The sequence below is a fragment of the Micromonospora sp. NPDC007230 genome, from assembly GCF_042869115.1.
Taxonomy (GTDB): Bacteria; Actinomycetota; Actinomycetes; order Mycobacteriales; family Micromonosporaceae; genus Micromonospora.
Window position 1 is genome coordinate 120,513 of record NZ_JBIAFE010000009.1, and the last position, 12,787, is coordinate 133,299.

The 12,787-nt window shown below is 72.4% G+C and carries 13 protein-coding genes; 1 reads left to right on the forward strand and 12 read right to left on the reverse strand.

The features are described 5' to 3' along the window. Positions 1-171: 171 nt before the first annotated feature. Positions 172-975, forward strand: coding sequence for a DUF998 domain-containing protein (locus tag ACFYML_RS15160; protein ID WP_387421171.1), 804 nt, complete (start codon positions 172-174; stop codon positions 973-975). 468 nt (positions 976-1,443) lie between these two features. Here the strand turns inward: ACFYML_RS15160 and ACFYML_RS15165 are convergent, their stop codons facing one another. The 12 genes from ACFYML_RS15165 to ACFYML_RS15220 all read right to left on the reverse strand — a co-directional run bounded on the left by ACFYML_RS15165 (position 1,444) and on the right by ACFYML_RS15220 (position 12,784). Continuing rightward, positions 1,444-1,875, reverse strand: coding sequence for an ankyrin repeat domain-containing protein (locus ACFYML_RS15165; RefSeq protein WP_387421172.1), 432 nt, complete (start codon positions 1,873-1,875; stop codon positions 1,444-1,446). Positions 1,876-1,955: 80 nt separating this feature from the next. Then, positions 1,956-2,876, reverse strand: coding sequence for an RNA polymerase sigma-70 factor (locus ACFYML_RS15170; RefSeq protein WP_387421173.1), 921 nt, complete (start codon positions 2,874-2,876; stop codon positions 1,956-1,958). Next, positions 2,873-4,069: an NAD(P)/FAD-dependent oxidoreductase gene (locus ACFYML_RS15175; protein ID WP_387421174.1), complete on the reverse strand. Its 1,197-nt coding sequence runs from the start codon at positions 4,067-4,069 to the stop codon at positions 2,873-2,875. The genes ACFYML_RS15170 and ACFYML_RS15175 overlap by 4 nt, the downstream gene beginning before the upstream one ends. Positions 4,070-4,218: 149 nt before the next feature. Further along, complete coding sequence (locus ACFYML_RS15180) at positions 4,219-4,845, reverse strand: response regulator (protein ID WP_387280944.1); 627 nt, start codon at positions 4,843-4,845, stop codon at positions 4,219-4,221. Then, on the reverse strand, positions 4,842-6,113 hold the full coding sequence (locus ACFYML_RS15185; RefSeq protein ID WP_387421175.1) for a sensor histidine kinase: 1,272 nt from the start codon (positions 6,111-6,113) through the stop codon (positions 4,842-4,844). The genes ACFYML_RS15180 and ACFYML_RS15185 overlap by 4 nt, the downstream gene beginning before the upstream one ends. A 5-nt stretch (positions 6,114-6,118) precedes the next feature. After that, positions 6,119-6,574, reverse strand: a complete 456-nt coding sequence (locus tag ACFYML_RS15190; RefSeq protein ID WP_387421176.1) for an ABA4-like family protein — start codon at positions 6,572-6,574, stop codon at positions 6,119-6,121. Next, positions 6,571-7,497 (reverse strand): hypothetical protein, encoded by a 927-nt coding sequence (locus ACFYML_RS15195; protein WP_387421177.1) that lies wholly within the window; start codon positions 7,495-7,497, stop codon positions 6,571-6,573. The genes ACFYML_RS15190 and ACFYML_RS15195 overlap by 4 nt, the downstream gene beginning before the upstream one ends. Positions 7,498-7,709: 212 nt before the next feature. Then, on the reverse strand, positions 7,710-9,350 hold the full coding sequence (locus tag ACFYML_RS15200) for a DUF4127 family protein (RefSeq protein ID WP_387421178.1): 1,641 nt from the start codon (positions 9,348-9,350) through the stop codon (positions 7,710-7,712). A 9-nt stretch (positions 9,351-9,359) separates the two neighbouring features. Further along, positions 9,360-10,061 (reverse strand): N-acetylmannosamine-6-phosphate 2-epimerase, encoded by a 702-nt coding sequence (locus ACFYML_RS15205; protein ID WP_387421179.1) that lies wholly within the window; start codon positions 10,059-10,061, stop codon positions 9,360-9,362. Between the two features lie 53 nt (positions 10,062-10,114). Beyond that, a complete protein-coding gene (locus ACFYML_RS15210; protein ID WP_387421181.1) occupies positions 10,115-10,996 on the reverse strand; it encodes an ROK family protein in 882 nt (293 codons plus the stop codon). An 8-nt stretch (positions 10,997-11,004) separates the two neighbouring features. Beyond that, positions 11,005-11,847, reverse strand: a complete 843-nt coding sequence (locus ACFYML_RS15215; RefSeq protein ID WP_387421182.1) for a carbohydrate ABC transporter permease — start codon at positions 11,845-11,847, stop codon at positions 11,005-11,007. Continuing rightward, the gene (locus ACFYML_RS15220) at positions 11,837-12,784 is read right to left on the reverse strand and encodes a carbohydrate ABC transporter permease (protein ID WP_387421183.1); all 948 of its coding nucleotides are present in this window, start codon (positions 12,782-12,784) and stop codon (positions 11,837-11,839) included. Before ACFYML_RS15220 ends, ACFYML_RS15215 begins: the two co-directional genes overlap by 11 nt. Positions 12,785-12,787 lie beyond the last annotated feature (3 nt).

Here is a 12,787-nt window from a genome sequence, read left to right on the forward strand (position 1 = left end):
GCGCCCCTGACGGTGGATCCCGGCAGGAAGGGGCCCTGTCATCGCCTTCGGGATAGGGAGGGAACCCTTGTCAACGTCTCTGGTGGCGGCGCCGCCGGCAGTTTTGCCGAGGTGCGCCGACGGGCGGCGGGGACACCAGTGGCGGATGCGGCCCGGGCCGGGGTGGGCCGGATGACCGACGCCCGTCTCGCGCTTCGGGTGGCCAACCGGCTCGGGCGGCTCCTCGGCCTGGCCGCCGCCGCGGTGGCGCTGGTGCTGTTCGCCCTGCTGCACGTGTTGGTGGCCCGGCTCAGCCCGGTTACGGACACGATCAGCGACTACGCCCTCTCCCCGGACGGCTGGATCTTCGACACGGCGGTCTTGGTGCTGGCCGCAAGCTCGGTGTGCCTGCTCGGTCCGTTGCTGCGGCGGCAGGCCGCCGTGCCGCTGGCCACCGGCTGCTACGCCTGCTGGTGCCTCGGACTGGTGGTGCTGACGGTCTTTCCACGCGACCCGGTGGGAGCACCCACCACCGTGACCGGAGAGATCCACAAATGGGCATCCGTGATCGCCCTGCTCAGTCTGCCGCTCGGCGCGCTGCTGACGGCCCGGCGCCGGCGCGGACCTGGTGCCCGGGTGGTGGCGGTGACCGCGGCGGTCTGTCTGGTCGCCCTCGTTCCGTTCGTCTCCGCCTACCTGGCGAGTTCGCCGCTGAAGCCGTACCTCGGGCTGATCGAACGGGCCGTCGCGCTGGGCGAGGTCGTCCTGCTGCTGTTGCTCGGCACGATTCGCCTGGGCCTGCAGGCAACCGCGCAACTGACGGCGGCGGGATTGACGTCCGACGTGATTCCACCCGGCGGCCGATCAGGCCAGCGTGCCGTGGATGGGTGGCCCGGGACGTACCGGGCGGGACGTGTCCAGCTCGGCGGCCCAGTCGGTGGCGTCGGCAAGCGAAGTGTGGCCGGACACTTCGGCGGCGGCGAGCGCCGCGGGTAGGGCGTTCCTGTCGCGCAGATGCTGCCACTGGCGCCAGTTGAGCGTCAGCACGCGAAACCGGGGGAGCGCGGCCACGCGCTCCAGGTCGGTGACCTCGACGGCGGACAGGTCGAGGTGGGAGAGCGCCGGCAGGGCCGTCAGTGCCTCGATGCGGACCGGATCGGCGAGACCCTTGAGGGCCAGCTGCCACAGTGTCGGGTGGCCAGCCAGCAGGGCGGGTTCGGCCATGGCGGTCTCGACCTTCAGCGACTCGACCGGGTCGCCTCCCCGTCTCGGCATTTCCTCTCGCCATCCTGGTCCAGATCCGGGGAGCGGGCCACGCCGGGCCGCCGCGGGCGCAAGCCGTCGCCGGCGGGAGCGGCCAGGCCGGCTGGATTTGCCGCACAGCGGCGTCAGCGGGACGGCAGGTCGGCGGTGAGCCGTATCGCTCGCCCAGGCCGGGCGGGAAGGCACGCCGGTGCTCGTGCGCTACTTGCGTGCTCCTTGATCGTCGGACGCGCCTGCGGCCACCAGCAGAGCGGCCGTCTCGGTGTGGTCGCCCCGGAGGGCCCAGTCGAGCGGCGACAGGCCGCTGCCGTGGTCTTCGCGGAGGTTCGGGTCCGCGCCGCGCGCGAGGAGTAGGCGTACCACCTCGGTGTGTCCCCACGCCGCGGCACCGGTCAGTGGCGTGCCCTCCGCACCACGCCCGCTCTCCACGTTCGGGTCCGCGCCGGCCTCCAGGAGGACCCGTACGACCGCGGGCTCGTTGTGCACGGATGCCCGGTACAGGGGCGTCGTACCGTCGCGGTCCGCCGCGTTCGGGTCCGCCCCCGCACGCAGCAGCGTGAGCACAGCGCGGGGGTCGTCGCCCAGCGCCGCCATCAGGCGGGTGGTGAGTTTCTTGCGCTCTCGGACGTTCACCAGCACCAGCGTAGGCGGCTCCAGACCACCCGGGCCCTGCCCGGTCGACCGGGGTCGACGGGGGCAGGGCCCGCTCCGGCTCACTCCGTCCCGATGTCGTGCGCGGTGCCGTCGGCGACCGCCCGGAGTTTGTCCGGGTTGGCCATGTTGTGGATGGCGGTGATGCGGCCGTCGGCGTCGAAATCGAAGGTGACGGTGGCGATCACCCGGTCTGGTCCGCTGAACACGATGCCCGGACCGCCGTTGAGCTCGACGAGTTCGACGGTCATGTCGGCCGGCTCGACGCCCTGATAGGTGACGGTGCCGATGGCGGCGAACCAGGCGGCCACCGTGCCTGCCCCGACGACCGGGCGGAGGGCCTGGCGGACCTTGCCGCCGCCGTCGGTCCACAGGGTGACGTCCGGAGACAGCAATTCCATCAGGGCGTTGATGTCGCCACCGGTCGCGGCGGCGAAGAACCGCTCGGTGACCTCGCGCTGCCGTGACCGGTCCGCCGTGAAGCGCGGCCGCCGGGCACGCACATGGTTACGGGCCCGGTGCGCGGCCTGCCGCACCGCGGTCTCGGAACGCTCCAGGGCCTCCGCGATCTCGGCGTGGCTGAAGTCGAAGACCTCTTTCAGCACGAACACTGCGCGCTCGAGCGGGCTCAGTGTTTCCAGCACCACCAGCATCGCCGTCGACACCGACTCGGCGTCCGTGATGGCCTCGGCGGTGTCGCCGGTGGTGAGGATGGGTTCGGGGAGCCACGGCCCGACATAGGTCTCGCGCTTGTGCCGGGTGGAGCGCAGCCGTTCCAGCGCCAGGTTCGACACGATCCGCGCCAGGTACGCCTTGGGGTCGGCCACCTGGGCGCGGTCGGCGGCCGACCATTTGATCCAGGCGTCCTGAACGGCGTCTTCGGCGTCGGCCGCGGTGCCGAGGATGCGGTACGCCACCGAGAAGAGCAGGTTGCGATGCTGGTGGAAGACCTGCTGGTCGAGGTCCGACGGCAGGTGGGTCACCGTGCCTCCCGGGTGAAGCGGCCGCCGTGGGGCCAGAACGCGCCCGAGGCGGGCATCTTCTTCATTCGGCCGTAGGTCGGCCAGGGCGAAGCGGTCACCGTCTCCTTGTACCGTGCCGCCAGGCGGCCGGTCAGACACACCCGCCGGGGGCTGTCGTCGGGGCGGGTGAACTGCACGACGGCATCGTGCCGGCCGAGGCTCACCGGGGTGTGGTAGAAGCCGAACCGGAACGGCTTGGGCTGCTTACCCGCCAGGGTACGGACGATCGACACCGCCGCGTGCACCCCGGTCGGCATACCACCTTGGCAGGTGCCGTGCATGACGCCGTAGCCCTGACGGATCGCGGCCGCGTCGCCCACGGCGTACACGTCCGGGTGTGACACCGACCGCAGCGCGGCGTCGGTGACGACGCGGCCGCGCTCGTCGACGGTCAGCCCGGCGGCGGCCGCCAGCGGTGACACCCGCGTGCCGCTGGTCCACAGGACCACCTCGGCGGCGATGCTCTCCCCGCTGGCCAGCTCGACCGAATCGGGCAGCACCTTCACCACCTCGACCCCGCTGCGCGCCTGGACGCCCAGCCGCCTGAGCGCGGCCTGCAGATATGCCTTCGCCTTCGGGTTCATTGCCGCACCGGGCTCGCCCCGGCCCAGCAGCACGACATTCAGTTCCGGGTGCCGCTCGGCGATCTCCGCGGCCGACTCGACACCGGTCAGCCCGCTGCCACCGACCACCACCGTGCCGCTGCCCAGCTGCGCCAGCCGGGCGGCCAGCAGCTCCGCGTCCTGGGCGCTGTTCAAGGTGTACGCGTGGTCCTCGACACCCGGAACCGCCGCCATGTCGGCCGCGCTGCCCAACCCGTACACCAGTGTGTCGTAGGGCAGGACCCGGTCGTCGTCGATCCGCACGATCTTCGCGTCCGCGTCCACCGCCGTCACCCAGCCACGCACGAACTGCGCACCCGTACCGTCCAGCAGCTCCGGGATGCTCAGCTCGGCGACCCGCTGGCCGGTCGCCGTCATGTGCAGCCGCAGCCGTTCGGTGAACCGCTCCTGCGCATTCACCAGGGTCACCTGCACGTCCTCACGCCGCCTCACCCGGGCCGCGAGTTGGACTGCCGCGGCCATGCCCGCGTAGCCCGCGCCCAGGATCAGGACGCGGTGGGTGGTCCTGCCGGCTTCGCGCTGTGTGCTCATCGTTGTGCCTTCCTCCACGTGTTGCTGACGACCAGCAGATGGAAGCTGCCCGCCCGTCCGTGACATGAGGTCCCTGTGATGCGCGGCACAGCGGTCCGCAGGCGTGACCGCGACGTCGTGTTCTGGCCGCCCGGCTGCGGGCGAACCGGTCAGGCGCCGCGGGCGAACAGGGCCAGGCGTACCCGGTTGTCGCTGCCGGTCTTGGTCATGAGGCTGGTGATGTGGGTCTTGACCGTGGTGATGCCGATGTGCAGTCGCTCGGCGATCTCCGTGTTCGACAGGCCCTCGGCGACCAGGTTCAGCACGTCCTGTTCGCGGGCGGTCAGTCCCTCGACCGGCCGGGGTGTGTCGGAGCGGGCGTCGACCGCGCGCCGGACGAGGCGGCGTAGCACCTCCTGGCTGAACGGGCTGTCGCCGGCGGCGGCCTTGCGGACGCCGTCCACCAGGTCGGCGGGGGGTGCGTCCTTGAGCAGGAATCCGCAGGCGCCGGCGGTCAGCGCCGGATAGAGGTGGTCGTCGTCGCCGAACGTGGTCAGCACGAGGATCCGGGTGGCGGGCCGGTCGGCGAGGATGCGGCTGGTCGCGGTGATCCCGTCGACGCCGGGCATGCGCAGGTCCATGACGACGACGTCGGGGATGAGCCGCGCGGCGAGGGACACCGCGTCGCGGCCGTTGTCGGCCTCGCCGACGACCTCGATGTCGGGTTGGGCGTCGCAGAGCATGCGCAGGCCAGCGCGGATGAGGTGCTGGTCGTCGACCAGCAGGACGCGGATCATGCCGGCTCCGTCGTGCGGGGCCCGACCGGAGCCTCGCGGTCCTGGTCCGACTGGGCCAGTGGGACGGCAGGGGAGGGGGGAGCAGGTGCCAGCGCGATGGCCGGGCCCGGGAGGACGGTACGCACCCGCCAACCCGCACCCGCCGGGCCGGCCTCCAGTTGACCGCCGAGGACCTCGACGCGTTCGCGCATGCCGGTGATGCCGTGGCCGCCGCCGGATGGCATCGCCGCCGGCACCCAGCCGCCCCCGTCGTCGGACACCTCCCAGTGCACGGCCTCGTCGACCACGCTGACCGACAGGTGGGCGAGGGCGGACGTGCCGGCGTGCTTGGCCACGTTGGTCAGCGCCTCCTGGGTGAGTCGCAACACCGCCATTCCTCGTACCGCATCCAGCGACCCGACCGCGGGGTCGATGTCGGCCTCGACGGTGACGCCGGCCTGGCGGGCCCGGTCGACCGCCGCGCCGAGGGCCGCCGGCAGCGCCGACGGCTCGATGGCGGTCAGCGCCGCGTCGCCGCGCACGCCGTCGGGGTTGCGCAGGACCGCGACGAGCCGGCGCAGGTCGGCCAGGGCGGCGCTCCCCGTGCCGTGCACGTCGTCGAACACCTCACCCACCCGCGGGTCCAGATCCGTCAGTACGTGCCGGGCCACGCCGACCCGAAGCACCATCGACGCGACGTGGTGGGCGACCACGTCGTGCAGTTCCCGGGCGATGGCGCTGCGTTCGTCGGCGCGGGCGGCACGGCTCTCCGACTCGAGTCGGCGCTGCTCCTCCGCCGCCCGCTCCTGCGCCTGCCGGGTGAGTTCCCGTTGGGCCCGGATGACCAGGCCGAGCAGCAGCGGGACGCCGACCTCCACGAGCAGCCCGACGATGCCGGAGAGCAACCGTGGGAACGGGTCGCCGATCGAATCGGTCAGGTCGACCGCGGCCAGCAGTCCGGCGGCCAGCCAGATGGTCCGTGGTCGGCGCGCCCGCATGGCCAGTTCGAGCAACGCCCAGCTGGCGCCTACCTGGTTGATGGTGATGTCGTCGAGCAGGCAGATGGCGACGGCCAGCAGCGCGGTCTGCGCCAGCAGGTTGACCAGTGGTCGGCGGTGCAACACCAGCGCGACGCCGAATGCGATCCCCGCGAGGATCAACTGCGTGGCGGTCGGCCCGTGGCCTTGCATCGGGGCGCCGAAGACCAGGTAGCCGACGCCGCTCAGGTCGAGCAGCACGATCCGCACGAAGCCGTCGCGCACGTCGAACAGTCGTCCCACCCACCCCACGGCGTTCAGCCTATGCGCTGCGGCTCGGCGGCCGGAATCGCCACCGGCTGCGGCCACCTGACCCGGGCGGCGAGGTAGGCGGCCAGGCCGAGCGGCCCGAGCAGGATCGTCAGCACCAGCACCGGAGCCATGACCAGCGCCGGCACCCCCCGTTCCCGGCTGTCGAGCCACGCCCAGCGGCCGACAAACAGGTCGAACGCGATCATGTGCGCCCAGGCCGCCGCCGCGCCGATGTCGGTGCCGAGCAGGTCGCGTACGCCGTCCAGGGTCGGGGACGCCACCGCCGGTAGCACGTCCCCGAGCGCCGGGATCACCAGGATCGCGTAGATCAGCAGGGCCGGTGCCACGATCAGCGGTGACCTGATGATCCGGGCGGTCCACGACCAGCGGGGCAGGAGGATCATCAGCGCCCAGAACGGCGCGGCCACCGCGAACGTCAGCTCGAACAGGGTGCCGGTCATGCCGCCAGCACCAGTTCCGCGCGGTGCCGACGGGCCAGGACCGCGCCGGCGGCGGTCGCGGTCGCGACCACCAGCGCCGCCACGGCGGCCAGGGTGAGCGCGTCCGGCCGCAGCAGGGGCTGCCCGCGCAGGGCCTGCCAGGTGAACAGCATGGTGAGTGCACCGTACGCGCCGCCCGCAACCATTAGCAGCCGCGCCTGGGTGCGTTCGTCGAGTCGCCCGAGGGACCGGCGCAGCAGGATCGCCAGCAGCGGCAGCGCCTGCAACGCGTGCATCCCCACGAAGTGTCCGATCCGCAGGTCCCCGCCGGTGGTGCTCCAGCCGACCACGGGCAGCCCGGGCCCGCCGTCCGGCACGCCCACGCTGTGCGCCCCGGAGATCCCCTCGATGCCCGACTCCTGGCTGGGCAGCACCATCGGGATCGCCACCAGCATGCCGAGCAGGGTCAGGCCGAGGCCCAGCCCGACCGCGTACTTGGCGACCCGGTCGGCGATGGGCTGCCGCAGCACCGCGATCGCGATGACGAAGTGCGCCACGAACAGCACCATGATCGCGGTACCCATCAGCGAGAACAGGATGCCGTTGAGCGGGGTGGTCCCGTTGAAGTGGCTGGTGGTGCCGCGCAGCACCTGTCCGACGATCACCGCCATCTCCACCACGCCCATCGCGACGATGACGGTGGCCGCCCGCTCCGCGATCCGGCTCCGTCTCGGCAGCAGGGAGAGCATCCAGGCGAGGGTGGTGCCGTACAGCGCGAGGGACACGGAGAACTTGAACGGCTTGAGCCAGATCGGCACGCCGGTGAGGATCCGCGAGTCGGCGACGATGCCGACCGCGGAGACGAGGGCGAGCATCGCCATCGCCGCGACGAAGAGCATCAGTGGGCGGTGCCAGTGTGCCGCCCGGCGCATCGTGGTTGTCATACCTGCAGATGCTGGTGCGCCGGCCGGCGTACTTCGCCCGACCTGAAGCCCCGGTCGCGGCCGGCGGTCGGAGCCGGTTCCTCCTACCTGGGTAGGAGACGGAACCGTGAGCCCTGGTCCGTGCCGTGGCTGGCGTTCGACGCTGGGACCGTTCGGTCGCCGGCCCGCGGTCGCGCCGGCAGTCCCCCTGCCGGCGCGACCGGATGTGCTGGTCAGGACAGCTGCAGCCGGGGCTCCAGGGTCACCTCGAACAGCCGGTCCCACGGCAGCTCGACCCGGGCCGACTCGAAGCGCGCCAGGGTCGCCGTGAACGTCCTCGCGCCCCGGCGGCCCAGCATGACGCGGTGCCCGGCGAAGTGGTCGGCGAAGTACCGCTCGGTCAGCGGCACCAGCCGCTCCCGTACCCAGCCGTCGAAGAAGCTCTTCTGCTCAGGCGTGAGCGCGAGCGGGTCCCAGCCCTGCGCCCGCGCGTGCGCGTACGCATCGACCTGCACCACGTTCTTCCACGGGTCGTCCTTGACGAACCGGTAGAGCAGGTACTCGGCGTGGGCCAGGCCGGGCCCGCGCAGCTCGGGTACGCCGTACCCGCTGTCCGAGGAGCGCAGGTGGGCCCAGCGGGCGGTGCCGTGGCCGAGCGCCAGCCCGAGCGCGTTGCCGCCGGTGTTCCACCCCGAGTACGACAGCAGCGCCGCGAGATCCAGACCGTTCTCCATCCGCGCGACCAGGTCGTGGTCGGCCTTGTTCACGATCAGCGGGTCCACCACGATCACCGGGGTGCCGGCGGCCAGCAGGGCGCCGACCCGCCCGACGAAGGCGTCCAGGTCGGCGGCCCGCTGCCCGGACGCCGCGGACGGGGTGTTCACGGCGAGCACGATGTCCGCGTCGCCACTGACCACCCGGCCACCCACGGCGGCCACGTGCCGGCGGATGTTCTCCGCGAACGGGATGCCCTCCAACTGCGCGGTCCAGTCCTCACCCGACACACCGGCGTACTCCAGCCGGTAGCTGGGCGTCGTGCCGGCGGCGATCACCCGGGCGACCAGTAGCGCGTCGACCTCGTCCGCGCCGGGGAAGATCTCCACCCGGTCGCCGACGCCGAGCCGGGCCACCAACGCCTCCAGCTCCACCCGCTCCGCCCGGGCCAGGCCGACCGGCGCGGTGTCGTCCTCCGACAGCACGAGATGGCTGATCGTTCCGTCGGCGACCCACTCCACCATCAACCGGTTGACCTGGTGGTTGCGGGCCCGCGCGGCGAGGTAGTCCTCGACGACCTGGTCCGGGATCTGCGCCCGTACGGCGTCGAGCCGGGACCGCAGCTCCTCCTGCCCGAGGTTGACCACCTGGTCGTAGAGCTTCGCCCACTCGACCAGCCGGTCGCGGTACTTGTCCAGCTCCGTCCCGGTGCTGGTGATGGCCAGCCGCTGGATGGTGTCGTGTACCTCGATCACCGCCCCGGGCCGGGTCGCGCGCAGGTTCCGGATCGCGGCCAGGTTCTCCAGGGCGGCAGCCAGCGTCGGGGCGGCGGTACGGGACGCGATCAGACCGCCGTAGGCGAGCATGCTGACCGAGATCACGTACCCGTCGACGCCGTCGGCGGCACCGAGCCAACGGGCGATGGCGGCCCCGTCGCCGGGCGTGAAGAAGCGGCCCAGCAGTTCCCGAGGCGGCAGTAGCACCCGCGCGCCCGCGCTCGCCGCCGTCATCTGGGGGCAGTAGGTGTTGACCGGCCGGTCGTCCAACGGCACCAGCGCCACGGTCAGCTGCCGGTCTGCGGGCCCGGCGAACGCCGGCCGGCCGATGGCCGCGGTGGCCAGCCCGGCCATGCCGGTGGCCAGGAGGGTACGTCTCTTCACTTGCTCTCCCTACTTCTCTGGGGCGCTCGCCGCGCGGGGGGTGGCCGGCACGAGCCGGCGGGTGATCCACAGCGGTGAGGTGACGGCGTTGCCCATCACCACCGCGTGCGCACCGGCCTCGAAGGCCGCGCCGATCTGCTCCGTGCTCCGGTACCGCCCTTCGGCGATCACCGGAACCGGCAGCAGTGCGACGAGTCGCGCCACGAGCCCGAGATCGGGCCCGTCAGTCTGCGGGCTGTCCGGGGTGTAGCCGGACAGCGTGGTGGCGACGGCGTCCGCGCCCGCCGCGACGGCGGCGACACCCTCGGCCGAGGTGGAGACGTCGGCCAGCACGAGCGCGTCGGTCCGTTCGCGGACCGCCCGCACGGTGTCGGCGAAGGTGCGCCCGTCCGGTCGGGGACGGTCGGTGGCGTCGACCGCGACGATGTCCGCCCCGGCCAGCGCCACCTCGAGCGCGTGCGCCGCCGTCGGGGTGATGAACACGTCCGCCGTGCCGTGCTTGTACAACCCGATCACCGGCACGTCGACCGCGGCGCGCACCGCCTTGACGTCGTCCGGCCCGTTGACCCGCACCGCCACCGCGCCGCCGCGTACCACCGCGGCCGCCACCCGGGCCTGGACGTACGGGTCCCGCATCGGATCCTCCGGCTCGTCGGGCAGCGGCTGGCAGGACACCACCAGCCCGCCGGCCAGGTCGTCGAGCACACTCACCCCTCTGGTCCTTCCGTTGATGTGGGTACGGCTCGCGCGGTCACCGCTCACTCCTACGCGTTCGTGGCCAGCCGGGCCGCGCCGACCACGACGGCGTCGGCGCCCAGGGCGGCCGGCAGCAGCGGCACGTCGGCCCAGCCCGCGGGCAGTTCCGCCGCGTAGGCGGCCGACGCGGCGGGCAGCAGCGCTCCGGCCGCCCCGCCGGCCACCAGGACGGCGTCCGGGTCGAGCAGGGCCACCAACCCCGCCAGCACCGCGCCGAGCACGGCGCCGGCCCGGTCCACGACCTGCCGGGCGACCGCGTCCCCGGCCGCCGCGCGGTCCGCCACCGCCCGTCCGCTGACGCGGTCGCCGGTCTCGATGGCGTACGCGGCGGCCAGCCCGGTGCCCGAGGCGATCGCCTCCAGGTGCCCGTACCGGCCGCACCCGCACCGCAGCCGTTCGGCACCCGGAGCCGGCAGATGCGCCACCTCGCCGGCGGCGCCGCGGGCACCGGCCTCGACGCGGCCGTTGCGCACGACCGCCCCGCCCAGCCCGGTGCCGGCGGCCACCAGCAGCACATGCGCCCGGCCCCGCCCGGCGCCGGCCCAGCACTCGCCCAGCGCCGCGGCGTTCACGTCATTGGTGACCCGCACCTCTCGACCGAGCCGCGCGGCCAGCGCGTCGGCGACCGGGGTGCCGGTCCAGCCGGGCAGGCTGTCGGTGGAGTACCGGATGTGGCCGGTCGCCGGGTCGACCGTGCCGGCGGTGCCCACCCCCACCGGTCCGGCGTCGGCCAGGCCGAGGAGCTCGGCGGCCTGCCCCGCCGCGGTGTCCAGCACGGCCTCGGGGCCGGACCGGGCGGGGGTGGGCGCCTCCCGGCGCTGCAGCACCTTCCCGTCGGGGCCGACCAGCGCGGCGGCCGTCTTGGTGCCGCCGATGTCGATGCCGATCACCGGGGCCGTCAACCCTTGAGGCCGGTGTGCGCGAGGCCCTCGACGAACTGCTTCTGCGCGATGACGAACACCACCAGCACCGGCAGTGCGGTCATCGACGCCGCGGCCAGTTGGACGTCCCACATCGGGCCGCCGTAGGCGTCGACGAACTGGGTGAGCGCCTGGGGCAGGGTGAACTTCTCCGGGGAGGAGAGGAACACGATCGGCTCCAGGTACAGGTTCCAGCTGTGCAGGAAGGTGAAGATCGCCACCGCGCCGAGCGCGGGCCGGGACAGCGGCAGGGCGATCCGCCAGAACGTGGCGAAGCGGCCCAGCCCGTCGACCCGGGCCGCCTCCTCCAGTTCACCGGGGAGACTGATGAAGAACTGCCGCATGATGAACGTCGCCAGCACGCTCGGCGCGCCGAAGATCGGCACCAGGATCAGCGGCCAGTGCGTGTTGATCAGCCCCAGCTTGAAGAACATCTGGAACAGCGGCACGATCGTCACCTCGCTGGGGATGAGCAGGCCCGCGAGGACGACCAGGAACAACACGTTCTGGCCGCGGAACCGGATCCGCGCGAAGGCGTACCCGGCCAGCGCCGACACGGCCAGGGTGCCGACCGTGACCAGCAGCGCGATGTAGAGGCTGTTCAGGTACTGCTGCCCGAACGGCTGCAACTCGAACACCCGCTGGTAGGCGTCCAACCGTGGGTTGACCGGCAGCAGTTGCGGCGGGAAGGCGAAGATGTCCGCCACCGGCTTCAGCGACGAGGTGACCATCCACCAGGTCGGGAAGACGAACGGGATCGCCAGGACCAGCAGCACCCCGTAGAGCACCAGCTTGGTCCGCCGCGACAGGTCACGACTCATGAAAGACCCACCTCTTGCGCATCTGCCACTGCAGCACGGTCAGCGCGAGCACGATGACGAACAACAGGATCGACAGCGTCGCGCCGTAGCCGAAGTGGTGGAACTGGAACGCCTGCTGGTAGAGGTAGTAGACGAGCACCGTCGTCGACGTGCCGGGCCCGCCCTGGGTGAGCACCGCGATCTGCGCGAAGACCTGCAGCGACCCGACCACCGTGATGATCGATGTGAGCAGGATCGTCGGGCTGATCAGCGGCACGGTGATCCGCCAGAACTGGCGCATCCGGCTCGCCCCGTCCACCTCCGCGGCCTCGTACAGCTCCGCCGGCACCCCTTGCAGGGCGGCCAGGAACAGCACCATGTTCAAGCCGACGTTCTTGAACACCTGCACGACGATCACCGACAGCATCGCCGTGCCCTCGCCGCGCAGCCAGTTCGGCCCGTCCACCCCGATCGTGCCGAGCAGGCCGTTGATCCCGCCGTTGTCCTGCAGCAGGAAGCCCCACACGATGGTCCAGGCCACCAGCGAGACCACCACGGGGGAGAAGAACAGGGTGCGGAACAGGATCGTGCCGCGCAGCTTCTGGTTGAGCAGGACGGCCAGCAGCAACGCCAGGCCGAGGTTGAGCACCACCAGCCCGACGGAGAACAGCCCGGTGGACCGCAGCACCGCGCCGAGGTTGGGATCGTCGGCGAGAGCCTGGTAGTTGTCCGTGCCGACGAAGTCGAACGTGCCGGCGAGCACGTTCCACTCGTGCAGGCTGTACCAGACCACGAGGATCAGCGGCAGGATCACGAAGACGGCGCTGCCGAGCAGTTGCGGGGTGATGAAGAGGTAACCGGTGAGCTGGTCGCGGCGGCGGGTGGTCCAGAACGGCCGCGCCCGGCCCAGGGTGGGCCGGGCCTCGACCTGGCCCACCCTGGTGTCCGTCCGGGTCATGAT

Coding starts and splice junctions, on each gene's coding strand:
- ACFYML_RS15175 (WP_387421174.1), bottom strand. CDS start 4,069: ATGAGCACACAGCGCGAAGCCGGCAGGACCACCCACCGCGTCCTGATC.
- ACFYML_RS15220 (WP_387421183.1), bottom strand. CDS start 12,784: ATGACCCGGACGGACACCAGGGTGGGCCAGGTCGAGGCCCGGCCCACC.
- ACFYML_RS15195 (WP_387421177.1), bottom strand. CDS start 7,497: ATGACAACCACGATGCGCCGGGCGGCACACTGGCACCGCCCACTGATG.
- ACFYML_RS15160 (WP_387421171.1), top strand. CDS start 172: ATGACCGACGCCCGTCTCGCGCTTCGGGTGGCCAACCGGCTCGGGCGG.
- ACFYML_RS15180 (WP_387280944.1), bottom strand. CDS start 4,845: ATGATCCGCGTCCTGCTGGTCGACGACCAGCACCTCATCCGCGCTGGC.
- ACFYML_RS15190 (WP_387421176.1), bottom strand. CDS start 6,574: ATGACCGGCACCCTGTTCGAGCTGACGTTCGCGGTGGCCGCGCCGTTC.
- ACFYML_RS15215 (WP_387421182.1), bottom strand. CDS start 11,847: ATGAGTCGTGACCTGTCGCGGCGGACCAAGCTGGTGCTCTACGGGGTG.